The sequence below is a fragment of the Micromonospora sp. WMMD1155 genome (assembly GCF_029581275.1).
In the GTDB taxonomy this organism is placed as follows: Bacteria; Actinomycetota; Actinomycetes; order Mycobacteriales; family Micromonosporaceae; genus Micromonospora.
Genome location: NZ_CP120742.1, coordinates 1,885,685 through 1,910,003 on the forward strand (window position 1 = coordinate 1,885,685; position 24,319 = coordinate 1,910,003).

Consider the following 24,319-nt stretch of genomic DNA (forward strand, 5'->3'; position numbering starts at 1 on the left):
CTCAGGGGACCCCTGTTGCAAATTGTCGCATTAGTCGGGGTGGTGAACTGACACTCCGACAATTAGCCGACCACACTCCGCAACGAGCCGGATAAGGACGCTCACACGCAGGCACCCACCACGGGCGCACACGGTGTGCGTTCGCACTCGACCGAGGGGGTACCCGCTGAGCGCGATGGACACACCGCGCTCAGCGGTCGGCGATGATCAGAAGCGATCGGTCGGCCGGTACAGTCCCCACGCCTCGCGCAAGGTGCCACAGACCTCACCCACCGTGGCGCGGGCCTTCAGTGCCGCCTTCATCGGGTACAGCACGTTGTCGGTGCCGTCGGCCGCCGCCCGCAGATCGGCCAGCGCCCGCGCCACCGCGTCGGCGTCCCGCTCGGCGCGCAGCCGCGCCAGCCGTTCGGCCTGGGCCGCCTCGATCGTCGGGTCGACCCGCAGCGGCTCGTACGGCTCCTCCTCGTCCACGGTGAACCGGTTGAGCCCGACCACCACCCGCTCGCCCGAGTCGATCTCCTGGGCGATCCGGTACGCGGACTGCTCGATCTCCCGCTTCTGGAACCCGGCCTCGATCGCGTCCACGGCGGAACCGTGGTCGGCGACCCGCTCCATCAACTCGACGGCGGCGGCCTCGATCTCGGCGGTCATCGCCTCCACCACGTAGGAGCCGGCGAACGGGTCGACGGTGGCGGTCAGGTCCGTCTCGTACGCCAGCACCTGCTGGGTGCGCAGCGCGAGCCGGGCGGCCTTCTCGGTGGGCAGCGCGATGGCCTCGTCGAAGCTGTTGGTGTGCAGCGACTGGGTGCCGCCGAGCACCGCGCCCAACCCCTGCACCGCCACCCGGACCAGGTTCACCTCGGGCTGCTGCGCGGTGAGCTGCACACCGGCGGTCTGGGTGTGGAACCGCAGCATCATCGACTTCGGGTCCTTGGCGCCGAAGTCGTCACGCATCAGTCGGGCCCAGATCTTCCGGGCGGCGCGGAACTTCGCCACCTCCTCCAGCAGCGTGGTGCGGGCCACGAAGAAGAACGACAGTCGGGGGGCGAAGTCGTCCACCGCGAGCCCGGCGGCCAGCGCCGCCCGCACGTACTCCACGCCGTTGGCCAGGGTGAACGCGATCTCCTGCGCGGGCGTCGCGCCGGCCTCGGCCATGTGGTAGCCGGAGATGGAGATGGTGTTCCACTTCGGCAACTCCTTGCGGCAGTACGCGAACGTGTCGGCCACCAGGCGCAGCGACGGCTTCGGGGGGAAGATGTACGTCCCCCGGGCGATGTACTCCTTGAGGATGTCGTTCTGGATCGTGCCGTTGAGCGCCGAGCCCGGCACCCCGTTCTCCTCGGCGACGAGCTGGTAGAGCAGCAGCAGCACCGAGCCGGGCGCGTTGATGGTCATCGAGGTGGAGACCTTGTCCAGCGGGATGTCGGCGAAGAGCAGCCGCATGTCCTCGATGGAGTCGATGGCGACACCCACCTTGCCGACCTCGCCGTGCGCGATCGGCTCGTCGGAGTCGTACCCCATCTGGGTCGGCAGGTCGAAGGCGACCGAGAGACCCATCGTGCCGGCCCGCAACAGTTGGTGGTACCGCGCGTTGGACTCGGTGGCGGTGCCGAAACCGGCATACTGGCGCATGGTCCACGGACGGGAGGTGTACATCGTGGGGTAGACCCCCCGGGTGTACGGGAACTCGCCCGGGCCGCCCAGCCGGGAGTCCAGGTCCTCCGGAAGGTCGGCAGCCGTGTAGACGCCGTTGATCGGGAAACCGGACTCGCTTGACCGCCGTTCACTCATCCCCGGATGGTAGGACGCCTGGCCACGCCGTCGGGTGAGGGATACCGCACAGTGCGTCCCGAGCGGTCGACACGAGGTGAACGACAGGGCACGTTCTGTCGACTTCGATAAACGTCCGTCGCGTCGGCTTTCGCATCGGGCGTCGGAACCAGCAAGATAGGGGGGTTGTGTCCCAGCCCCCCTCGATTTCCCCCGGTGGCTTTTCTGTGACTCAGATCCCGACGTGGAGCGGCGGACCAGTCAGTCCCGCCAACGGACGAGCGGCGCCCGGCACCACCATCGGTGGCCGGTACTCGCTGCGGTCCTCGGTGGGCAACGGCGGCATGGGCACGGTGTGGCGCGCCACAGACACCCTGCTGCGCCGTGACGTGGCGGTCAAGGAGGTCGTCCTACCTCCGGGGCTGGCCCCCAGCGACCGTGACGCCATGTACGAACGCACCCTGCGCGAGGCCCGCGCGGCCGCCGCCATCCAGCACCCCGCTGTGGTGCAGGTGTACGACGTGGTCACCGAGGCCGGTCGACCGTGGATCGTGATGGAGCTGCTGGACGCCCGCAGCCTCGCCGACATGGTGATCGAGGACGGTCCCGTCGCGCCCCGGGCCGTCGCCAAGATCGGCATCGCCCTGCTCGGCGCGTTGGAGGTCGCGCACGCGATCGGCGTGCTGCACCGGGACGTGAAGCCCGCCAACGTGCTCATCTGCACCGACGGACGCTGCGTGCTCACCGACTTCGGCGTCGCCCGGATGCCCACCGACGTGCAGCTCACCACCCCCGGCATGGTGCTCGGCTCACCGCACTTCATCTCCCCCGAGCGCGCCATGGGTCAGGATTTCGGCCCGCCGAGCGATCTCTTCTCGCTGGGTGTGACGCTCTACACAGCGGTCGAGGGGCGGCCGCCGTTCGACAAGGGCGACCCGATCGAGACCATGCACGCCGTCGTCGAGGACCCGCCCGCGCCGCCGCAGCGCAGCGGCCCGCTGACCCGCGTGCTGATGGGCCTGCTGGAGAAGGATCCGGCGCGTCGTCTGGACGTGCACACCTCCCGGGCCATGCTGCGCGAGTTGCTCGCCGGCCCGTTGGGCAGCACCGCGACCGCGGTGCATTCGGTCACCGACCCGTACGCCGTGGTGCCGGTGCAGCAGCGCCCGGTGCCCGTCCTGCCCCCACCTCCGGCGGAGCCGAAGCCGGACAGCCAGATCGGTGGGCCCGCCATGCTGGCCCCCGGCGAGTCGTTGACCGACCGGCTGGCGGCACTGAACCGGGGCAAACGCCAGCCGTCCGCCGCCCCGGCCGGCGCCACCGGGCTCGACGAGACGAGCGCGGACGCGTTGGCCGGCCCACTGCACACTCCCACCGGGGCGATGCCCACACCCGGGCGCTCCTACGGCGGTAGCGCGGACGCCACCCAGCGGGTGGACGCCGGCGCGCACCCGGACGCCACCCAGCGGGTCACCTACGGCACGCCGGCCGACGCCACCCAGCAGGTCGGCTTCGGCGGCGCACCGGAGGCCACCCAGCGCGTGGGCGGCACCTACGGCGGCGGCAACCAGTGGTCGGTGCCCGGCACCGGCCAGCCCTGGGCCACCACCCCCGGCGCTTCGAACGGTGGCGCTCTGGGCAAGGTCCGCGCCACCGGTGGTCAGCTCGTCGACCGGGTCAAGGGCTGGCCGCGCAAGGTTCAGCTCGCCGCAGCCGGTGGCCTGGTCGTCGTGCTGCTGATCACCGCGGTGGCGCTCAGCGGTGGCGACGACGCCCCGCCGAACACCCCGGTGGCGCAACCGACCCCGTCCGCTCCGGCGGCTCCTGCGGTCGAGATGCAGGAACACGCCGCCCGGGGCATCCAGGTCATGGTGCCGAAGGGCTGGAAGAAGGCCACCGGCGGTTCCTACACCGACTACATCGACCCGGAGGACAGCGGCCGCAAGGTGCGCATCATCACCGAGAAGTGGTCCAGCAGTTCGGCCCGGTGGGCGGAGACGGCCGAAAACGGTCTGAAGTCCAAGTCGACCTCCTGCGTCAAGCCGTACCAGCAGGTCAGCGCCACCGAGACCGAGTTGGCCAGCAAGGCGGCCGCCGAATTCGAGTACACCTGCGGCGAGGGCGACACCATGCGGCACGGCGTGTGGCGTGGTGTGGCGGAGGGCGGCAAGGCGTACTCGTTCTACCTCACCGCGACCGACGCCAAGTTCGCGGAGAGCAAGCCGATCTTCGACGAGATGGTGCGGACGTTCCAGCTCACCGGCGACGGCTGAGCCGGAGGGAACCCGCAGCGATGATCCGCCGCCGTGCTATCAAGGGGCATGGCGGCGGACACCACTGACATCGACGACATTCGCGAGCAAGCCCGGCGCTGGTTGGCCGAGGACCCCGACCCGGCCAGCCGGGACGAGCTGACGGCGGTGCTCGACGGGCTGCCGGCGAGCGCCCCGGAACTGGCCGACCGGTTCGCCGGCCCGCTGACCTTCGGCACCGCGGGCCTCCGTGGGCCGCTGCGGGCCGGCCCGAACGGCATGAACCTCGCCGTGGTCACCCAGGCCGCTGCCGGCCTGGTCGGCTGGCTCGCGGCCCAGGGCGGCACCGGTCCCCTGGTGATCGGGTACGACGCTCGGCACGGCTCCAAGCAGTTCGCCGAGCGGACCGCCCAGGTGGCCACCGGGGCCGGCCGCCCGGCGCTGCTGCTGCCCCGCCCGCTCCCCACCCCGGTGCTGGCGTACGCGGTGCGCCACCTCGGCGCGGTCGCCGGGGTGATGGTGACGGCCAGCCACAACCCGCCCCAGGACAACGGCTACAAGGTCTACCTCGGCGCGGAGCTGGGCGGTGAACTGGGTGCCGGCGCACAGATCGTGCCGCCCGCCGACGCCGGCATCGAGGCGTCCATCCGAGCGGTCGGTCCGCTGACCCAGGTCCCGCTCGGCCGACCCGGGCAGGTGCTCGGGAACGACCTGGTCGCGTCGTACGTCGAGCAGGCCACCGCGGTGATCGACCCGGACGGGCCACGGGACCTGTCGGTGGCGTACACCCCTCTGCACGGGGTGGGCGCGGCGGTGCTCACCGCCGCCTTCGCCCGCGCCGGTTTCCCGGTGCCCGGCGTCGTCCCCGACCAGGCCGAACCGGACCCGGCCTTCCCCACCGTGTCGTTCCCCAACCCGGAGGAGCCGGGTGCGGTGGACCGGCTCATCGCGCTGGCCGACGCCACCGGCGCCGACCTCGCCATCGCCAACGACCCGGATGCCGACCGCTGCGCGGTGGTGGTCCGCGAAGACCGGCACGGCTGGCGGATGCTGCGCGGCGACGAGGTGGGCGTGCTGCTGGCCGACCACCTGATGCGCCGAGGGGTGACCGGGCTCTACGCGACCACGATCGTGTCGTCGTCACTGCTGCGGGCGATGTGCGCGGCCCGGGGTCTGCCCTACGACGAGACGCTCACCGGCTTCAAGTGGATCGTGCGGGCCGGCGGCGGGAGCGCGCCCCTGGTGTTCGGCTACGAGGAGGCGCTCGGCTACTGCGTCGCACCGGAGCACGTCCGGGACAAGGACGGCATCACCGCCGCGCTGACCGTGGCCGAGCTGGCCGCCGGCCTCAAGACGCAGGGTCGCACCCTGACCGACCGGCTGGACGAGTTGGCCGCCGAGTTCGGCGTGCACCACACCGACCAACTGTCCGCCCGGGTGGACGACCTGCGGGTGATCACCCACGCGATGGCCCGGATCCGCGCGGCCACGCCGACCACCCTGCTCGGCCAGCCGGTGGACAGCGTCCGGGACCTGCTGCCCGAGGCGGACGTGGTGATCCTGCGTACCGGGTCGGCCCGGGTGGTGATCCGCCCCTCCGGGACCGAGCCGAAGCTCAAGGCGTACCTCGAGGTGGTGGAGCCGGTCACCGACGGTGACGTCCCGGCGGCGCGCAGCCGGGCGGCGCAGGCCGTCGCCGGGCTGCGCGCCGAGGTCGGCGCCGCCCTCGGCCTCTGACGGCGCGGGCCGTCAGGCGCGCTCACCGAGCGCCGCGCCGAACGCTGCGGTCAGGGGGTGCGCCGGGTCGGACGCTCAGGCGCGCTTGCCGAGCGCCGCGTCCACCGCTCCGGCCAGGGCGGCGACGACCAGACCCACCGACGGGCGGACCACCGAGTCGTCGGTGCTCACCTGACCGGAGAAGCCCGCGCCGGTGGCGATCTCCTCCAGCCGTCGGCGAGCGGTGGCGACCTCCTCGGCACCTACGCCCAGCGCCGTCTCCATCCGGAGCACGACGACCAGGGTGGCCAGCGCGGCGGTCCGCTCGTCCGGGGCCGCCGCGCCGGTCAGGGCCTCGGTCAGCCGCTGACGGGTCTCCGCCTCGACGGAGGCGTCCACCACCGGATAACGGTGCACGTGGATGAACCCCAGTTCGGTCTCGTCGACATCCCGGACGACACCCTGGGCGCACAGGTCGTTGAGGATCTTGTCGCGCAGGCCGTGCCGCAGGCGTTGCACCCACGACGCCGGGGTGTGCGGGGTGTCGGCCGCGATCCGGCCCAGCACCTCGTCGGCCACCGGCTCACCGGTGGGCGTCGGGTCGACCACGGCCAACGACCCGTCGGCGTATGCGATCCGGCCGGCGATGGCCAGCTCGACCAGCACCGCGGCGGCCATGCCGAGGTCCAGGCTGATCCGCGGCATGGTCGCCTTGCCGGTCGAGTCGTCGTAGGCGAGGAGCAGCAACTCCTCGGCGAGCGCAACACCAGTCATGGCCGCAGACGGTAGCGGGTCCGCGCACCACCGCGCGCGGACCCGCCGGACCCGGCATCGACCGGGTGGAGCCCTCAGAACCGGGGCATGCCGCCGAACTGACGGTCACCGGCGTCCCCGAGCCCGGGGACGATGAACATGCTGTCGTTGAGCCCCTCGTCGATCGAGGCCGTGACCAGGCGGATCGGCAGACCGGAGCGTTCCAACCGCTCGATGCCCACCGGGGCGGCGAGCACGCAGAGCACCGTGATGTCGGTGCAGCCGCGATCGGCCAGCAGGCGGCAGGAGTGCTCCAGCGAGCCACCGGTGGCCAGCATCGGGTCCAGCACCAGCACCGGCAGCCCGGCCAGGTCGCGGGGCAGCGACTCCATGTAGGCGCGCGGCTCGTAGGTCTCCTCGTCGCGGGCCAGGCCGACGAAGCCCATCGACGACTCGGGCAGCAGGCCGAGTGCGGCGTCCGCCATGCCGAGACCGGCCCGCAGCACCGGCACCAGCAGCGGCGGGTTGGCCAGCCGGGTGCCCTCGGTGCCGGTGACCGGCGTCTGCACCGGGTACCGCTCGACGGGGAAGGAGCGCGCCGCCTCGTACACCAGCATGGTGGTCAGTTCGTGCAGCGCGGCCCGGAACGTCGAGGAATCGGTGCGCGCGTCCCGCATGGCGGTCAACCTGGACTGGGCCAGCGGGTGGTCAATGACGTGTACGTCCACGATCGCTCAACCTACCGTTCCGTAGGGCGCGGTGGTGCGCGCGCGGTCGGACCAGCGACGCCGCTCACGTCCGCGCACCGATCGTGAGCAAGATCACTCCGCGTTCCGGTGCGTAGACTTCGGGGCATGACGGCGACAACGACGTCGGCCCGGTCGGAGCTCTCCGAGCTGGGACGATCCGAGACCGCTCTGCGGACCTTCCTCCACGGCCTGCCCGGGGTGGACCAGGTCGGCGCGGAGCAGCGGGCGGCACAGCTCGGCACCCGATCCATCAAGACCACCGCCAAGGCCCAGGCGATCGACCTGGCGATCCGGATGGTCGACCTGACCACGCTGGAGGGGGCGGACACCCCGGGCAAGGTGCGCGCGCTGGCTGCGAAGGCGCTGCGCCCGGACCCGGCCGACCCGTCCTGCCCACACGTCGGGGCGGTCTGCGTCTACCCGGCGATGGTCCCGTACGTCGCCGAGGTGCTGCGCGGGTCCGGTGTCCATCTGGCCAGCGTGGCGACCGCCTTCCCGTCGGGCCAGGCCCCGTTGGAGATCAAGCTGGCCGACACCCGGGCCGCCGTCGCGGCCGGCGCCGACGAGATCGACATGGTGATCAACCGGGGCGCGTTCCTGGCCGGGCGGTACAAGGAGGTCTACGACGAGATCGTGGCCACCAAGGAAGCCTGCGGGGACGCCCACCTCAAGGTCATCCTGGAGACCGGCGAACTGGCCACGTACGACAACGTCCGGCGCGCCTCCTGGCTGGCCATGCTGGCCGGCGGCGACTTCATCAAGACCTCCACCGGCAAGGTCCCGGTCGCGGCGACCCTGCCGGTGACCCTGGTGATGCTGGAGGCGGTCCGCGACTTCCGGGCGGCGACCGGGCGCCAGGTGGGCGTGAAGCCCGCCGGTGGCATCAAGACCACCAAGGACGCGATCAAGTACCTGGTGATGGTCAACGAGACCGTCGGCCCGGACTGGCTCGACCCGGACTGGTTCCGCTTCGGCGCGTCCAGCCTGCTCAACGACCTGCTGATGCAGCGCACCAAGCTGACGACCGGCACCTACTCCGGTCCCGACTACTTCACCCTGGACTGATAGCCGATGTTCGCATACGCCCCCGCCCCCGAGTCCCGCTCGGTGGTGGACCTCAAACCCTCGTACGGGCTGTTCATCGACGGTAAGTTCGTCGACCCGAGCGACGGCGGCAGCTTCAAGTCGATCAACCCCGCCTCCGAGGAAGTCCTCGCTGAGGTCGCCGAGGCCGGCGCCCAGGACGTGGAACGCGCGGTCCGGGCCGCCCGCAAGGCGTACGACAAGGTGTGGGGCCCGATGCCGGGCCGGGACCGGGCGAAGTACCTGTACCGGATCGCCCGGCTCGTCCAGGAGCGCTCCCGCGAGCTGGCCGTCCTGGAATCGCTCGACAACGGCAAGCCGATCCGCGAGTCCCGGGATGTCGACCTGCCGCTGGTCGCCGCGCACTTCTTCTACTACGCCGGCTGGGCCGACAAGCTGGGTCACGCCGGCTTCGGGCCGAACCCGCAACCGATCGGCGTGGCCGCGCAGGTCATCCCGTGGAACTTCCCGCTGCTCATGCTGGCCTGGAAGATCGCCCCGGCGCTCGCCGCGGGCAACACGGTGGTGTTGAAGCCCGCCGAGACCACCCCGCTGACCGCGCTGCTCTTCGCCGAGATCTGCCAGCAGGCCGACCTGCCGGCCGGCGTGGTCAACATCGTCACCGGCGCCGGTGAGACCGGCCGGGCGCTGGTCGAGCACCCCGGCGTGGACAAGGTCGCCTTCACCGGCTCCACCGAGGTGGGTCGCGCCATCGCCCGGTCCGTCGCCGGCACCCGCAAGAAGCTCACCCTGGAGCTGGGCGGCAAGGCGGCCAACATCGTCTTCGACGACGCGCCGATCGACCAGGCCGTCGAGGGCATCGTCAACGGCATCTTCTTCAACCAGGGGCACGTCTGCTGCGCGGGCTCCCGGCTGCTGGTCCAGGAGAACGTCGCCGACCGCGTGCTGGAGTCGCTGAAGCGGCGGATGGCCCAGCTCCGGGTGGGCGACCCGCTGGACAAGAACACCGACGTCGGCGCGATCAACTCCGCCGCACAGTTGGAGCGGATCCGCGAGCTGTCCGACGCCGGCTCCGCCGAGGGCGCCGAGCGCTGGTCACCGCCGTGCGAACTGCCCGACCGCGGCTTCTGGTTCGCGCCCACCATCTTCACCGGCGTCACCCAGGCCCACCGGATCGCCCGCGAGGAGATCTTCGGGCCGGTGCTGTCGGTGCTCACGTTCCGCACCCCGGCCGAGGCCGTGGAGAAGGCCAACAACACGCCGTACGGGCTGTCGGCGGGCATCTGGACCGACAAGGGCTCACGGATCCTGTGGATGGCCGACCGGCTACGCGCCGGCGTGGTCTGGGCCAACACGTTCAACAAGTTCGACCCCACCTCGCCGTTCGGCGGCTACAAGGAGTCGGGCTACGGTCGCGAGGGCGGCCGGCACGGGCTGGAGGGGTACCTCAATGTCTGAGCGGGTCGCCGTACGCAAGACGTACAAGCTCTTCATCGGCGGGAAGTTCCCGCGCAGCGAGTCGGGACGGTCGTATCTCGTGCAGTCCTCGAATGTGTCACTGGCCTCCCGCAAGGACGCCCGGGACGCGGTGGTCGCCGCCCGCGCCGCCGTGAAGGGCTGGGCCGGCGCGACCGCGTACAACAGGGGTCAAATCCTCTACCGCGTCGCCGAGATGCTGGAGGGCCGCCGGGAGCAGTTCGTCGCCCTGGGCATCCCGGGCGACGAGGTGGACGCGGCGGTGGACCGCTGGGTCTGGTACGCCGGCTGGGCCGACAAGCTCGCCCAGGTGTACGGCGGCGCGAACCCGGTCGCCGGCCCGTACTTCAACATCTCCGCGCCCGAGCCGACCGGCGTGGTCGCCGTGGTCGCCCCGGAGCGCCCGGCGCTGCTCGGTCTGGTCAGTGTGATCGCCCCGGCGATCGTCACCGGCAACACGGTGGTGGTGGCCGCCTCCCCGACCGAGCCGCTGGCGGCGGTGACGCTGGCCGAGGTGCTGGCCACCTCCGACCTGCCCGGCGGGGTGGTCAACATCCTCACCGGCGCGATCACCGAGACCGCACCGACGCTGGCGGCGCACATGGACGTCAACGCGCTCGACCTGACCGGGGTGACCGACGCCTCGCTCGCCACCGAGTTGGAGGTCAAGGCGGCCGAGAACCTCAAGCGGGTGCTCCGACCCACCCCGACCGACCACGACTGGACCGCCGACCCGGGCGTGACCCGGATGACGACGCTGTTGGAGACCAAGACGGTGTGGCACCCCAAGGGGGTGTGATCGGTCTTGGTTTTTGGGTTTTCCGGGGGAGCCCGCCCACTCCGGGCGGTCAGGCTTGATCCCTGCGTGGGCGGGCTCCCCCGGAAAACCTGACGTGGGCCGGGCCCGTCGGGCGGGTCAGCGCACGGGTCTTGCCTCGGGTCGGGTTGCCGGTCAACGGGTTCCCGCGCCGGGGCCAAGATCTGCGCAACTTCGGGGATGTTGCTGCCTCTGGAGCGCTGGAGGCAGCAATATCCCCGTTCTTGTGCGGATCTTGGGGTGCTCCTAGGCCGGCCCGGGGTGAGCTGGGGGTCTACTACCGGGGGTAGGATTGGCTCGTGACTCGGCTGGGCGATCTTGAGCGTGCGGTGATGGACGTGTTGTGGGACGTGGTCCCCGGCACGTCGGATGGTGTGACCGTGCGTGAGGTGGCCGACGCGCTCGACGGCCGCGAGTTGGCGTACACGACGGTGATGACCGTGCTGGACCGGCTCGCCGGCAAGGGCATGGTGCAGCGGGAGCGTGAGGGCCGGGCCTGGCGGTACCGGCCGGCGGCCAGCCGGGAGGCGCACATCGCCCAGCTCATGCTCGACGCCCTCGACCTGGGCGGCAGCCGGGACGCCGCGCTGGTGCGGTTCGCCCGATCGGTGACCGGCACCGAGGCGGAGGTGCTACGGGCGGCGTTGGGGAGCGAGGCCGGTCTGACCGGGCCGGGTTCCGCCGACGCCGACGGCGGCTCCGAGCTGACCGACCGTCTGGACGGGCCGACGGGCCGACGGCCCGCCGGCGAGGCAGCGGAGCGGTAGGGCGCACGCCGTGGCCTACGCCGTGCACTTCGCCGCAACCATGCTGGCCTGCTATCTGACGGCCCAGGTGTTGGCCCGCTCCACCTGGACGTGGCGCAGCCCGCGGGTGGCGATCGTCTGCTGGCAGGCGGTCGGGTTGGCGCTGGGGCTATCGGCGATGGGCCTGCCCATGGCGCTCGGGCTGAGCGCGTACGGCCTGCCGACCGGGAGCGCACTGCTCACCTTGGCCGACGACCTCGCCCACGGCACGCTGCCGGTCGGGCTGAGCACCTTCCATCTCGCTGGTGTCGGGGTCGGTTTCGGCATCGGCGCGGTCCTGGTCACCACGACCGTGCGCAGCATCCACGGCACCGTACGCGCCCAGCGTCGGCACCGGGACCTGCTCTCGCTGGTCGCCCGGGACGATCCGGCCGCGCCCGGCGCGCTCGTGCTGGATCATCCGAGCGCCGCCGCGTACTGCCTGCCCGGGGTGAAGCCGCAGGTGGTGGTCAGCGCCGGCACGTTGAGCATGCTGGACCGCGCCGAGTTGGCCGCGGTGCTCAGCCACGAGCGAGCGCACGCCCACGAACGGCACGATCTCGTGCTGTTGCCGTTCACCGCGCTGTGCCGGGCGTTGCCCTGGTTCGGCTGGGTCCACGACGCCCACGAGCGGGTCGCCCTGCTGGTCGAGATGCGCGCCGACGACAAGGCGCGCGAGTTGCACGCGGAGGCGCCGCTGGCCGGCGCGCTGCGCCGGTTCGCCGCAGCCGGTCACCGGATCACCCCGGCCGGTGCGCTGGGCGTGGGCGACCGGGACCTCGACGTACGGGTGCAGCGTCTGCTGGTCAGCGACCGCCCGCCCCGGGTGCTCGGCGCCACCGCCCTCGCGGTGGCCAGCACGCTCGTCGCCCTCCCGATCACCCTGTTCCTGTCCTGAGCTGACCTGGGCGACCTGACGCGGGGTCGCCTGGCCCGAGCACCCGCACCCCTGCGCCCCGCACTGCCGCGCCGCGACGCCCGCGCCGCCACCCCCGCACCGCGACGCCCGCGCCCCGCACCGCACCGCACCGCAACGCCCGCGCCGCCGCCGCAACGCCACCCGCTGATCACAAGATCGCGCTCGATCCACCCACCCCACAACTACTACGCCATGTCGTAGACTTGCCTACGACGTCGCGTAGTAGACAGACGTGTAGAGAAACTACGTGTAGGGTGGCTACGACAAGGGAGCCAACACTACGGAGAGCCGGCCATGGACACCCTGCTCCTCGCCCGCCTGCAGTTCGCCACCACCACCTCGATCCACTTTCTCTTCGTGGTCGTCACGCTCGGGCTGGTCACACTGCTGGTCGCGATGCAGACCGCCTGGGTGCTCACCGGCAACCCGAAGTGGGAGCGGCTGACCCGCTACTGGGGCCAGCTCTACGTGATCAACTACGTGCTCGGCATCGCCACCGGCATCGTGATGGAGTTCCAGTTCGGGCTGAACTGGAGTGGCCTGTCGCGCTACGTCGGCAACGTCTTCGGCGCGCCACTGGCCATCGAGACGCTGGTGGCGTTCTTCCTCGAATCCACGTTCCTCGGGATGTGGATCTTCGGCTGGCACCGGCTCCGCAGGGGCGTCCACCTCGCACTGCTCTGGGGCGTGGCGATCACCGCGTACGCCTCGGCGTTCTGGATCATGGTGGCCAACTCGTGGCTGCAGAACCCGGTCGGCTACGAGGTACGCGACGGCATCGCCCACCTCACCGACTTCGGCGCGCTGCTCACCAACCCCAGCCTCGGCATGGCGTTCGGGCACGTCGTCTCGGCCGCGCTGCTGGTCGGCGGGATGCTGATGGCAGCGGTCAGCGCCTGGCACCTGATCCGGCGCACTCCCGACTTCGCGCTGTTCCGCACCTCGCTGCGGATCGGTCTGGTGACCTCGGCGTTCGCGATCAGCATGGTGCAGGGCTTCGGGTTCGCCCAGTTCGGCCCGGTCGGTGCGGTGCAGCCCACCAAGTTCGGCCAAGGCCCCGAGGGCCAGGCGTTGATCGCCGAATGGACCACCCGCTTCGGCCCCGGCGACTACACGCCGCCGGTGCTGGCCAACGTCGGGCTGGGCTTCATGATCCTGATCGGGTTCACCCTCGGCTGCGTGTGGTTGCTGCTCCCCCTGCTCTTCCGCGACTGGATCATCCGGCTGCGCTTCCCGCTCTGGCTGGTCCTGCTCGCCCTGCCGCTGCCGTTCGTCGCGGTGATCCTCGGCTGGATCGCCCGCGAGGTCGGCCGCCAGCCCTGGGTGGCGTACGGGCTGCTCCCCACCGAGCAGGCCGTCTCCCCGGTCGGCGCGCCGGTGATGCTCACCTCGCTGATCGGCTTCAGCCTGCTGCTCGGCACCCTCGCCGTCACCAACTGGGTGCTGCTCGCCCGGCACGCGGCCCGAGGCGCGGCCGATCCGGCGCTCGGCCGCCCGCCCGCGCCCCCGAACGAGCCGACCCACCCCGAACCCGCCCTCGTCTGAGCACCTGAGGAGAAGACCGTGGACCTCGCCTGGTACGCCCTGCTCGGCCTCTTGTTCGCCGGCTACCTGGTGCTCGCCGGTTACGACTACGGCGTCGGGTTGTTGCTCGCCCGAGGCGGCGGCGCGGCGCGGCGGCGGGAGGCGCTCACCGCTCTCGGCCCGTTCTTCCTCGGTAACGAGGTCTGGCTGGTGGCCGCCGTGGGCATCCTCTTCGGCGCGTTCCCGATGCTGGAGGGTGAGTTGCTCTCCGGCTGCTATCCGGCCGTCGTCGGCGCGCTGACCGGCGTCATCCTGGTCACCGTCGGGGTGCAGCTCCGCAGCCGACCCGACGACGAACGGGTCCGCGCGCGCTGGGACCGGGTCGTCATGATCGGCAGCGCACTCGCCGCACTGGGCTGGGGCGTGGTGCTCGCCGCGCTGTTGCAGGGCGTGCCCCGGCAGGCCGACGGGCACGTCGCCGGGGTGTCGCACCTGGCCACCCCGTTCGCCGCAGCCGTCGGGCTGGCCATGGTCGCGCTGGTCGCGGTGCACGGCGCGACGTTCCTCGCCCTGCGCCTACCGGCCGAGGCCGCCGCCGTGGTCGGCCGCACGGCCCGCCGACTGGTGCCGGTGGCGCTCACCGCGGTCGCCCTGGCCACCGTCGTGGGTCTGCTCTCCGCCCGGGTACGCGACGCGATCCAGCGGCCGGCGGTCGCCGTACTCCTGCCGATGCTGCTCGTGGTGGCGCTGCTGGCGGCCCGCGCGGCGCTGGGGCGGCGGCGGCCGGGGTGGGCTCTGATCGCCACCGGCGCGGCCCTGGCGCTGCCGGTGGTGCTGGTCGGCGCCGCCCTCTGGCCCTACGTGCTGGTGTCCACGACCGACCCCGGCGCGTCGCTGACCGTGGCCGACGCCGCCGCGAGCGCACCGACGCTGCGGCTGCTCGGCTGGGTGGCGCTGCCGCTCCTTCCGGCCCTACTAGGCTTCCAGGCGATGTGCTGGTGGGTTTTTCGAGGACGGACCGACGGTAGGGCACCGGTGTACTGGTGAAGCGCCGTCCGTTCGACAGGCGTCTGCTGCGCCGGGTCCCTGCGGCCCGGCGCGACCTCGCCGTGCTCGCGCTCCTGGGCGTGCTCGCCGCCGGCTTGATCGTGGCGCAGGCCACGGCCCTCGCGGCGGTGCTGGCCACCGCCTTCGACGGTCGGCTCGACCGGCCGGCGCTGGGCGCCTTCGTGGTCGCGGTCGCCGCCCGCTCCGCACTGGTCTGGGCGCAGGGCACGGTCTCGGCGCGGGTCGCCGCCACGGTCAAGGCCACACTGCGGGCCGACCTGCTCGGGGCGGTCGGCCGACACGGGCCCGGCTGGGTGGCCGGGCAACGGGCCGGTGAGGTCGCCACCCTGGCCGGTCGCGGGCTGGACGCGCTGGACGCGTACTTCACCGGATATCTGCCGCAGCTCGTGCTCAGCGTGACGGTGCCCGTGGCCGTGCTGGCCCGGGTCGTCTTCGCCGACTGGAGTTCGGCGGTGATCATCGCGCTGACCCTGCCGCTGATCCCGGTCTTCGGCGCGCTGCTGGGCTGGCAGGCACAGGCCGCCACCGAACGGCAGTGGCGGCGGCTCTCGTTGCTGGGAGGGCACTTCCTGGACATGGTCGCGGGGCTGCCCACGCTGCGGGCGTTCGGGCGGGCCCGGGCACAGACCGACGTGGTGCGCCGGATGGCCGACGGCCACCGGGTCGCCACCATGAAGACGTTGCGGATCGCGTTCCTCTCCGCGCTGGTGTTGGAGTTGGTCGCCACCCTCTCGGTGGCCCTGGTGGCGGTGCCGGTCGGCATCCGGCTGCTCGGCGGCGGGCTGGCCCTGCAGACCGCGCTGCTGGTGCTGCTGCTCACCCCGGAGGCGTACCTGCCGCTGCGGGCCGCCGGCAGCCGCTTCCACGCGAGCATGGAGGGCCTCGCCGCGCTGGACGAGGCGCTAACCGTCTCGGCCGCGCCGGCCACACCCCGGGCCGCCGAGGGCGCCGCCGTGCCGGACGCCCGGCGCGACATCCGGTTCGAGGGGGTGACCGTGGCGTACGAGCGGACCACCGCGCTGCGCGACGTCACACTGACCATCCGGGCCGGCGAACGGATCGCCGTCATCGGCCCCAGCGGCGCCGGCAAGAGCACTCTGCTCGGCCTGCTGCTCGGCTTCGTCACCCCGACCACCGGCCGGATCACCGTGGGCGGGGTCGACCTCGCCACCGCCGACCCGGACGCCTGGCGCCGACAGCTCGCCTGGGTGCCGCAGCGGGCGCACCTCTTCGCCGCCTCGCTGGCCGACAACATCCAGCTCGGCGCACCCGACACCCCTCCGGACGCACTCGCCGCCGCCGTGCGCGACGCCGCGCTGGACGACGTGGTGACCGGCCTACCGGACGGCCTGGAGACCCTGCTCGGCGAGCGCGGTCACGGGCTGTCCAGCGGCCAACGGCAGCGGGTGGCGCTGGCCCGGGCGTTTCTGCGGGACGCGCCGGTGGTGCTGCTCGACGAGCCCACCGCCCGCCTGGACACGGCGGCGGAGGCGGTGGTTCTCGACGCCACCCGCCGCCTGGTCGCCGGACGGACCGCACTGCTGGTGGCGCACCGGCCCGCGCTGCTCGCCGACGCCGACCGGATCCTGCGCGTGGAGGACGGCCGGGTGACGGAGTTGACCCCCGAGCCGACCGGGAAGGCGACCCGATGAGCGCGCCACCCGGGCCGGGCCCGGCAGACGCGACGCCGGTCGCCGACCCGGCACCGCCCAGGCGGGCCGCCACCGACGCCGCACCGGGCGGCCGGGCCGCCGCCGAGCGGGCCGTGCTGCGCCTGGCCCGCCCGTACCTCAATCGGCTGGTCGGGGCCGGGCTGCTCGCCGCCGCCACCGAGTTCGCCGGGCTGGCCCTGATGGCCACCGCCACCTGGCTGTTGATGAGCGCCGCCGGCCAGCCCCCACTGGACCGGCTCACCGTCGCGATCGTCGCGGTCCGGGCACTGGCGATCGGCCGTGGCGTGTTCCGCTACACCGAACGGCTCGCCGGGCACGACGCGGTCCTGCGCATGATCACTGACGTCCGGGCCCGGGTCTTCGCCACCCTCGCGGCCCGCCGCGACGCCACGCACCGGTCGGGGGACGTGCTGAGTCGCCTGGTCTCCGACGTCGAGGCCGTCCAGGATCTGCTGCTGCGGGTGTTGGTTCCCGGCTCGGCGGCGGCCCTGGTCGGTGTGCTCGCGGTGGCCGGAGCGGCGCTGATCTCACCGTCCGCCGCCGGGGTGCTCGCCGTCGGGGTGTTGGTCGCCGGGGTGGCGCTGCCCGCGCTGGCCACCGCGGTCACCCGCCGCAGCGCGGCCCAGGTGGCGCCTCTGCGCGGCGCACTGGCCACCGACGCGATAGACCTCACCCACGGCGCCGCCGACCTGGCCGCGTTCGGGGCGACCGACGTCGCGTTGCGCGCCGCCGAGGAGCGCGCCGACCGACTGGCCCGGTTGGAGCGACGGCTGGCCGCCACCGGGTTCGCGGTGGACGCGGCCGGCGTGCTGACCGCCGGCCTGACCGCGGCGGCGGTGGTGCTCGCCGCGCTGGCCGCCGACGTGTCCGGGGTGCTGGTGGGTGTCCTGGCCGTGGGCACGCTGGCCGCCGTCGAGGTGACGCTGGCCCTGGTCACGGCCGCGCGGCAGTGGACGCAGCTGCGGCCCGGCCTGGCCCGGGTGGCCGCCCTGCTGGACGCCGGTACGCCGGCTCCCCCACCCCCCGATGCGACCACCGAGCTGGTCGGGCCGCACGAGCTGCGCTTCGTCGACGTGACAGTGCGGTACCGGGAAGGTGCGGCGCCCGCCCTGGACGGCGTCAGCCTGGACCTGCCCGCCGGGCGGAGGATCGCCGTGGTCGGCCCGAGCGGCGCCGGCAAGAGCACTATGGCCGCCGTGCTGACCGGCACCGTCCGGCCCGTGTCCGGCCGGGTCACCGTCGACGGCCGGGACCTCTCGGCGTACGCCGAGGAGGCACTGCCCCGGGCGGTCGGCGGCCTGCTCGCCGAGGCGTACGTCTTCCACGCCACGGTGCGGGAGAACCTGCTGCTCGGACGGGCCGGTGCGGACGAGGACGAGCTGACGGCCGCCACCGCCGCAGCCGGTCTGCTGGAGTGGGTACGCGCCCAGCCGGCGGGCTGGGACACGCTCGTCGGCGAGGAGGGCGGGCAACTCTCGGGTGGCCAGCGGCAACGCCTGGCGCTCGCCCGGGCACTGCTCGCCGCGCCACCGGTGCTGGTCCTCGACGAGCCCACCGAAGGTCTGGATCCGGCCGCGGCGGACGCGGTGCTCGCGTCCGCTCTCGCCGCCACGCCCGCCACGCACTCGGTGCTGCTGATCACCCACCGGCTCAGCGGGCTGGCCGAGCTGGACGAGATCGTCGTCCTCGACGACGGCCGGGTGATCCAGCGCGGTCGGCACGCCGAACTGGTCGCCGTCCCGGGCTGGTACCGCGACCAGTGGTTGCTCCAGGCCGCTGCCGAACGGGGTTACCTGGCTCTCGCTCCCTGACCGGGCTCGGGGACGGACCAGGGTTCTCCCCGACGTCGGGGGCGGGTTCGGCATGGCAGGGTGGGGTCATGCCGCACCGTGAGGACGTGTTGGTCGACGAGCACCTGCGGGAGTTGGCCGCCCGGTTGCAGGGGCCGGCGCGACTCAAGTCCGACCTGCTGACCGAGGCCCGGCACGGGCTGCTGGATGCTGTCGAGGCGTACCGCGAGAGTGGGGTGCCGCCTACCGAGGCGCAGCGCCGGGCCGTCGTCGAGTTCGGTTCGCCGGCGCAGCTCCTGCCCTCCTGGCAGGCCGAGCTGGCGACCGGTGCGCTGCGCGGGTTGTCCCTGCGGATGCTGGCGATCGCCGGGGTGGGGATGGTCGCGGGTGATCTGACCTGGCACGGGGCGAGCTGGAACGACGGCCCACGCCCTCCGGCCGGCTACCTGCTGCTCTCCACCTCGGTCGACTGGATCTGGGCGGGTGCACTGCTGCTCGCGGTGGCCGGTCTGCTGGTGGTCGCGGCCAGCGCCCGGTCGCCACGGCCGGCCCTGGCGCGGGCGCAGCGCGCGGTGGGCGTCGGCCTGACCGGAGTGCTGGCGCTGTCCATCCTCGCCGGATGCGCGCTCTTCGGCTGGTCGGTCAACCTCTGGGACGCCGCGCTGCGCTGGCCTCCGATGATCATCGGTGCGGTGCTGGTCGGCGGCGCCTACTTCTCGCTGACCCGGGCGGTACGCGGTTGGCTGCTGGCCGTCGCCCGCTGAGCCACGCCCGGCCTGGGCGTCAGGCCGGGGAGGTGGGCGTGTCGCCGGGGCCCAGGAACCGGCCGACGGTCAGTTGGAAGTCGTGCCAACCGGCGCGTTCCCCGGCCAGCGCCCGCCGACCGGAGTCGGTGAGCTGGTACGTCCGTCGCTCCCGGCCGTTGACGGTGCTCCAGGTGCTCGCCACGTGCCCGGCGCGCTCCAGGCGACGCAACGCCGGATAGATGGTGCCGGTGGGCAGATCGAGGCTGCCGTCACTGCGCTCGCGCAGCGCCTCGATGATGGCGTAGCCGTGCAGCGCGCCCTGTTCGAGGACGGCGAGCAGCAGAGCGTCGAGGTGGCCGTGCAACGCCTGGGCCTTCATACGTAGCTACGCTACTTGTCGAACGGCCGGTTCGCCAGCGCCCGCAACCAGCAGGTCGGATCCGTGCGCCGAGCGGCCACCGGGGTGCGGGCATCGGTCACCCAGGTCCGCCGACTAGGGTATGTGCCCAGAGTCACTCGCCGGTCGGAGACCCCGGCGAGTGGGCAACCCGAAGCACACGGAGGTCAGCGTGGCCCGCCAGTCGCCCCAACGGCCCGACGCCGACGAGCCCGAGCTCGACGACACCACCGGCGCGGCCGAGCCAGACGAGATCGAGGAGACCGACCGCCCAGCCGGTCCGGTCGACCGTGCGCTCTGGGACGAGCTGCGCATCGATCCGGTGGAGATCGCCCTCCCCGCCGGCACCGGCTTCACGCTGCGCGCGTACCGGCCGGCCAACACGCTGACCCCGACCGACGTCACCGAGCGGGACCTGGACGACCCGTTCCTCGCCCGCCGCCAGGTGATCGAGGAGGAGGAGGACGACGAGACCGTCGTCATCCTCGACGAGGAGGTCGCCGCCGAGTTCGCCGACAGCGACGAGGACGAGTCGACGCGCCGCCGCGACGCCAGCACCGACGACACCGAGGACGAGGCCGACGAGGACGAGGCCGACGACGAGGAGGTGCCGGTCTTCCTCAGCAACCAGGGCAAGCTGCTGCTGTTCAAGACGCCCGAGTCGTTGGTCAGTTTCATCCGGTCCGGTGCTCCCAACGATCTGTCCCAACTGGACAGCTGGAATGAATTGTCCGAACGGGTGGAGCCGGCAGATATCGTGCCGCTCGACGAGGACACCTACGAGCTCGACCTCGTCGTGGAGAACCTGCGCGGCGGTCACGACAGCTGGGATTCGACCCTTCTGATCGAGGCCGGCGAGGTCGCTCGTGACCTTTCGTACGCATTGCGGCTGCCTGCGGTGCTGGACATGCTCTCTGCCGGCTCCAGCCTCGACGATCTGGACGAGGCGCTGCGCGCCACCGCCAACGGTGGCATCGGCGCCTTCATGGGTCGGCGGCGGCTGAAGAAGATCGGTGCGCAGACCGCGAGTTTGGGTTGGCGCACCATTGTCGGCAAGATCTCTGCGGTGGTGGACTGGCGCGACTGACCCGTACCGGGGAGCATCAGTTGCTGGCAGAGGAAAGACCTGTCCCGGGAGGAGGACGACGCCGTGGCGCTCGTGCGCGTTTACTGCGGTCTGGCCTCGGCGGATCCGGCTGACCGACCGGCCTCCGCCGGCTCGACGCTGACGTCCGCTGTGGTCGACGACGCAGGCCGTCTGCTGCATGTCTGCGAGATCGGCGACGACGCCGCTGGCTACGCCCAGCTCGTCGCGCTGCTCGTGGAGCGGTCGGGCGGGCCGAGCGGTGCGGCCATCGCCGCCGACAGCGACGACCACACGGTCATCTCGCTGTTGAGCGCGGCGGGTCGACCCCTGGCGATCGCCGACGACGACTCGGTGGACGACTTCGCCGAGCGGTTCGCCGACGACGACTCCCTCGAGGAGATGCAGTCGCCGCCGGCCGAACGACGGGCCGTCGGCCTGGCCCGCGCGTTGCAGGCGGGCGCGCTCTCGGCCGTCACCCTGCCGGCGCCCCGGGATCTCGCCGGCTACAAGCAGGTGCTCTCCGCGCACGCCGCGCTGGCCAGTGGTCGACACTCCGCCGCCGTCGCATTGCGCGAGGTCCTCCGTGAGCTCTACCCGGCGGCCCTGCGGGCATACCCGGACCCGGCCGAGCCGGTCTCGCTGGCGGTGCTCGACGCGCTGCCCGAGCCGGGCATGCTCGGCGGCACCGTCGCCCGTGGTCGCGAGGTGTCGGTCGCGGCCGACGCCATCGCCGCGCATCTCGCCGCCGACGGGGTCGCCGACGCCGAGGAGATCAACGAGGCGGTCACCGCCCTGCGGGTCGCCATCTCCGAGACGCCCCGACGTGCCGCGGTCAACCGGGCGCTCACCTCGGCGGTGGCCGAGACGGTCCGGCAGGCTGTCGCCTCCGTCCGCGCCTGCGACGCGGGGTGTGAGGCTCTGGTCAGTGCGCTCGGCTCCCGGGTGACCACGCCTGCCCAGGCGCCCGGCCGCCGTGCCGCCGCCCGTCGCGGTGAGCCGGTCGGCGAGCTGACCGGGCTCGCCGGCACCGGTGCCGGGCTGCGCTCGGTCCGGCCCACGCCGCCCGCCGAGCCCGCCCCCGCCGTGGGTCGACGCAGCCGTCCCGAGCCGGTCCCCGGCAACACTCCGGTGGCGTCGCCCCGCCCACTCGGGCCTCCGCCGACGGCACCGGCTCCGGTCACGCCTCCGCCGGTCGCACCCGCGCCGGTGGCTCCGGCCGCCTCGGCCACGCCCCCGGCGTCCACACTGCCCAGTCGCACCGAGCCGGCGCCCAGCCGGATCGACGGCCCGACCAACCGGCCGGTGTCGTCGCCGCCACCTCCGCCGCCGGGGATCACCCCGATCGCACCCGCGCAACGCGGCACGGTGCCTCCGGCCGAGGCCGGTGAGCCGTTCCGGCCGACGTTGACCACCGCCGCGATCAACAGCGCTCGGGCCGAGCGGCAGCGCACCGTCATCCCGCCCCGCCCGAAGACCAACGGCGAGCGGCCGAGCCACCTGCAACGCCCGGTCGAGGAACCGCCGACCGGCGGGTTCAGCGCCACCGACCTGAGCATCCCGGTGCCGATCCCCCGGCCCGGTCAGGACGCCGCTCCCCCCGGATCCCGGGCCAACTGGCCGCTGGTCAACAACCCGGAGGACCCGGCCGACAGCTCGCCGAACAACCCGGTGGCCTACCCGTACGGTGGCGGGCGCGGTATCGACGCCCCCACCGACCCGGGCCGGGCCGACGGTCGGGTGACCCCGCCCTGGTTGGCCGACGACCTGCCCCAGGAGCCGCCCATGCTGCGGCTGGTGGAGCCACCGCCGCTGGCCGACCGCGCGCTGCGAGAAGGGCTCAACCCGCCCACCGAGCCGCACCTGGAGACGCCCCCGCTGCGGTTGGTCGACCGGGAGCAGGCTGCTCGTGGCGGCCGAGCGGCTGCTCGCGCCGCCGAGCACCGGCCACTACCCACGATGGAGCACCGACCGCCGCCCATGGAGCACCGGCCACCGCCGGTCGAGCATCGGCCACCGCCGGTCGCCGACGAGGGCGACGGTGACCTGCTGATCTTCGCGCAGGCCAAGTCGGCGTGGTTCGTCGGCCATGCCGACGAGTCCGACCTGGACTGGTCGACCACTGCCGACACCGGCTGGCAGGCCGCCGAACAGGCCGCCCGTCCCGCGGTGGGCGCCGAGACCAACGCCGGGCTGCCGAAGCGCGTGCCACAGGCCAATCTGGTCCCGGGCTCCCCGCTGCGCGAGGAGCGTCCACTGCGGATAGTGCGCGATGCGGCAAGCCTCGCGGAGAACACCACCGGCTACTTCCGTGGCTGGCGTCGCGGTCAGGAGATCGGCGGTTTCGCGGTGGGCGGTCGGCCCGGCCGCGAGGCGGCCGGCGGCTGGGACTTCAGCCGCGACCACGGGGACCGCGACGACGACCGGGAGTACGAGTACCGCTCCGCCGGTTACCAGTCCTGACCCTCTACACACGACAGCGCCCCCGGTCGGTCGACCGGGGGCGCTGTCGCATGTGTGGTGGGGGCAGGGGGGCCAGGACGCGACAACGCCGCCTCCTGAAGAGCCCGGAGAGCTACCGGCCACCGGGTGCCCGGGGGTCGACAGCTCCAAGGCTCTCTGGAAGCGGCGTGGGGCGCGCAGGGTGCCGCGCCCGGTGGGGGCCGGAGCCACCACCGGGCGTACGGCGTCCCGATCAGGCCGGGGCGACGGCGCGCGTACGGCGCATGGTGAGCACGTACTCGACCAGCGAGATCAGCACGTGCTTCGTCGACTCCCGGTTACGGGCGTCGCAGGCCACCACCGGCACGTCGCTGGAGATCGCCAAGGCGTCCCGAACGTCCTGCGGGTCGTGGTACTGCATCCCGTCGAAGCAGTTGATCGCCACCAGGTACGGGAGGCGTCGGTGCTCGAAGAAGTCGATCGCCGCGAAGCAGTCGGCCAGCCGGCGAGTATCCACCAGCACGACCGCGCCGATCGCACCCCGAACCAGTTCGTCCCACATGAACCAGAATCGGGTCTGACCCGGCGTACCGAACAGGTACAGGATCAGGTCTCGGTCGATCGAGATCCGGCCGAAGTCCATGGCCACCGTGGTCGTCGACTTGCCCGGCACCTGCCGGGTGTCGTCGACGCCCACGCCGGCCGAGGTCATGATGGCCTCGGTGGTCAGCGGCGTGATCTCCGAGACCGAGCCGACCAGCGTCGTCTTACCGACGCCGAATCCACCGGCGATAACGATCTTCGCCGACGTCACGCGGCCGCCCGGGTTCGGCGGGCGGTGCGACATGTCAGAGCCTGCGAAGTCCACTCAGCACCCTCTCCAGCAGTTCAGTGCCCACCGCGTCGTCGGAGTCGTCCAGGATGGTCGGCTCGTGGACCGCGACCAGGCCGTCCGTCGCCATGTCGGCGATGAGCACCCGGGCCACACCGAGCGGGAGCTGCATCCGCGCCGCGATCTCCGCGAGCGACTGCACGCGTCCGTCACACAGCGCGGCGATGTACTGGTGTTCGCGGCCCTGGCCGCCGTTGCCGTTGGCAGCGGCGCGACCGCGCACCGTCGTCTCGACGAGCGCCTCCAGCGCGATGTCGAGCCGGGGACGGGTACGACCACGGGTCACGGCGTATGGACGGACCAACGCTCCGGTCGGTTCGTCACGATCGGCCATCTCGCCGCTCACCTCCTTCGCACCCGTTACCGGCTCCCACCGGTGAAACCCGTCGTTGTCGTCGTTGCAGTTGTGCCGACCTCATCGA

Annotated in this window: 20 protein-coding genes; 14 read left to right on the forward strand and 6 right to left on the reverse strand. The window is 72.8% G+C overall.

Annotated features, from left to right (window positions below; genetic code table 11):
* Nucleotides 1–207 precede the first annotated feature (207 nt).
* Entirely contained in the window at nucleotides 208–1,791 is a 1,584-nt protein-coding gene (locus tag O7617_RS08345) for a methylmalonyl-CoA mutase family protein (protein WP_282262635.1), read from the reverse strand.
* Between the two features lie 206 nt (nucleotides 1,792–1,997).
* Here O7617_RS08345 and O7617_RS08350 point away from each other — a divergent pair, with 206 nt between their 5' ends.
* Both O7617_RS08350 and O7617_RS08355 read left to right on the forward strand, forming a co-directional pair.
* Nucleotides 1,998–4,043 (forward strand): serine/threonine-protein kinase, encoded by a 2,046-nt coding sequence (locus tag O7617_RS08350; RefSeq protein WP_282262637.1) that lies wholly within the window; start codon nucleotides 1,998–2,000, stop codon nucleotides 4,041–4,043.
* A gap of 48 nt (nucleotides 4,044–4,091) precedes the next feature.
* Entirely contained in the window at nucleotides 4,092–5,759 is a 1,668-nt protein-coding gene (locus tag O7617_RS08355; RefSeq protein ID WP_282262639.1) for a phospho-sugar mutase, read from the forward strand.
* A 75-nt stretch (nucleotides 5,760–5,834) separates the two neighbouring features.
* On the opposite strand, the gene O7617_RS08360 is transcribed toward O7617_RS08355, so the two are convergent.
* Both O7617_RS08360 and upp read right to left on the reverse strand, forming a co-directional pair.
* Entirely contained in the window at nucleotides 5,835–6,512 is a 678-nt protein-coding gene (locus O7617_RS08360) for a GPP34 family phosphoprotein (protein ID WP_282262640.1), read from the reverse strand.
* 74 nt (nucleotides 6,513–6,586) lie between these two features.
* The gene (gene upp / locus O7617_RS08365; protein WP_145786266.1) at nucleotides 6,587–7,219 is read right to left on the reverse strand and encodes a uracil phosphoribosyltransferase; all 633 of its coding nucleotides are present in this window, start codon (nucleotides 7,217–7,219) and stop codon (nucleotides 6,587–6,589) included.
* 126 nt (nucleotides 7,220–7,345) lie between these two features.
* On the opposite strand from upp, the gene deoC reads away from it, so the two are divergent.
* From deoC to O7617_RS08415, 10 genes are all read left to right on the forward strand, one after another.
* Complete coding sequence (gene deoC / locus O7617_RS08370) at nucleotides 7,346–8,305, forward strand: deoxyribose-phosphate aldolase (protein ID WP_282262642.1); 960 nt, start codon at nucleotides 7,346–7,348, stop codon at nucleotides 8,303–8,305.
* Between the two features lie 6 nt (nucleotides 8,306–8,311).
* Nucleotides 8,312–9,742, forward strand: coding sequence for an aldehyde dehydrogenase family protein (locus O7617_RS08375; RefSeq protein WP_282262643.1), 1,431 nt, complete (start codon nucleotides 8,312–8,314; stop codon nucleotides 9,740–9,742).
* Complete coding sequence (locus O7617_RS08380; RefSeq protein WP_282262644.1) at nucleotides 9,735–10,559, forward strand: aldehyde dehydrogenase family protein; 825 nt, start codon at nucleotides 9,735–9,737, stop codon at nucleotides 10,557–10,559. Before O7617_RS08375 ends, O7617_RS08380 begins: the two co-directional genes overlap by 8 nt.
* Nucleotides 10,560–10,876: 317 nt before the next feature.
* The gene (locus O7617_RS08385; RefSeq protein ID WP_282262645.1) at nucleotides 10,877–11,344 is read left to right on the forward strand and encodes a BlaI/MecI/CopY family transcriptional regulator; all 468 of its coding nucleotides are present in this window, start codon (nucleotides 10,877–10,879) and stop codon (nucleotides 11,342–11,344) included.
* A 10-nt stretch (nucleotides 11,345–11,354) separates the two neighbouring features.
* The gene (locus O7617_RS08390) at nucleotides 11,355–12,260 is read left to right on the forward strand and encodes a M56 family metallopeptidase (protein WP_282262646.1); all 906 of its coding nucleotides are present in this window, start codon (nucleotides 11,355–11,357) and stop codon (nucleotides 12,258–12,260) included.
* A gap of 315 nt (nucleotides 12,261–12,575) precedes the next feature.
* Nucleotides 12,576–13,826, forward strand: a complete 1,251-nt coding sequence (locus O7617_RS08395) for a cytochrome ubiquinol oxidase subunit I (RefSeq protein ID WP_282262647.1) — start codon at nucleotides 12,576–12,578, stop codon at nucleotides 13,824–13,826.
* A gap of 18 nt (nucleotides 13,827–13,844) precedes the next feature.
* Nucleotides 13,845–14,852, forward strand: a complete 1,008-nt coding sequence (locus O7617_RS08400) for a cytochrome d ubiquinol oxidase subunit II (RefSeq protein ID WP_282262648.1) — start codon at nucleotides 13,845–13,847, stop codon at nucleotides 14,850–14,852.
* Nucleotides 14,849–16,525 (forward strand): thiol reductant ABC exporter subunit CydD, encoded by a 1,677-nt coding sequence (gene cydD, locus O7617_RS08405; protein ID WP_282262649.1) that lies wholly within the window; start codon nucleotides 14,849–14,851, stop codon nucleotides 16,523–16,525. Before O7617_RS08400 ends, cydD begins: the two co-directional genes overlap by 4 nt.
* Nucleotides 16,522–18,357 carry a thiol reductant ABC exporter subunit CydC gene (gene cydC, locus O7617_RS08410; RefSeq protein ID WP_282262650.1) on the forward strand — a complete coding sequence of 612 codons (1,836 nt, stop codon included), beginning with the start codon at nucleotides 16,522–16,524 and terminating at the stop codon, nucleotides 18,355–18,357. The genes cydD and cydC overlap by 4 nt, the downstream gene beginning before the upstream one ends.
* A 68-nt stretch (nucleotides 18,358–18,425) precedes the next feature.
* Complete coding sequence (locus tag O7617_RS08415) at nucleotides 18,426–19,100, forward strand: permease prefix domain 1-containing protein (protein WP_282262651.1); 675 nt, start codon at nucleotides 18,426–18,428, stop codon at nucleotides 19,098–19,100.
* Nucleotides 19,101–19,119: 19 nt separating this feature from the next.
* On the opposite strand, the gene O7617_RS08420 is transcribed toward O7617_RS08415, so the two are convergent.
* The gene (locus O7617_RS08420; protein WP_282262652.1) at nucleotides 19,120–19,461 is read right to left on the reverse strand and encodes a helix-turn-helix transcriptional regulator; all 342 of its coding nucleotides are present in this window, start codon (nucleotides 19,459–19,461) and stop codon (nucleotides 19,120–19,122) included.
* Between the two features lie 160 nt (nucleotides 19,462–19,621).
* Here O7617_RS08420 and O7617_RS08425 point away from each other — a divergent pair, with 160 nt between their 5' ends.
* Both O7617_RS08425 and O7617_RS08430 read left to right on the forward strand, forming a co-directional pair.
* The gene (locus O7617_RS08425) at nucleotides 19,622–20,566 is read left to right on the forward strand and encodes a DNA primase (protein WP_282262653.1); all 945 of its coding nucleotides are present in this window, start codon (nucleotides 19,622–19,624) and stop codon (nucleotides 20,564–20,566) included.
* Between the two features lie 39 nt (nucleotides 20,567–20,605).
* Nucleotides 20,606–23,026 carry a transposase gene (locus O7617_RS08430; protein WP_282264676.1) on the forward strand — a complete coding sequence of 807 codons (2,421 nt, stop codon included), beginning with the start codon at nucleotides 20,606–20,608 and terminating at the stop codon, nucleotides 23,024–23,026.
* 232 nt (nucleotides 23,027–23,258) lie between these two features.
* Here the strand turns inward: O7617_RS08430 and O7617_RS08435 are convergent, their stop codons facing one another.
* Both O7617_RS08435 and O7617_RS08440 read right to left on the reverse strand, forming a co-directional pair.
* The gene (locus tag O7617_RS08435) at nucleotides 23,259–23,852 is read right to left on the reverse strand and encodes an ATP/GTP-binding protein (protein ID WP_088986404.1); all 594 of its coding nucleotides are present in this window, start codon (nucleotides 23,850–23,852) and stop codon (nucleotides 23,259–23,261) included.
* Nucleotide 23,853: 1 nt separating this feature from the next.
* Complete coding sequence (locus tag O7617_RS08440; RefSeq protein WP_030329021.1) at nucleotides 23,854–24,231, reverse strand: DUF742 domain-containing protein; 378 nt, start codon at nucleotides 24,229–24,231, stop codon at nucleotides 23,854–23,856.
* Between the last annotated feature and the right edge of the window lie 88 nt (nucleotides 24,232–24,319).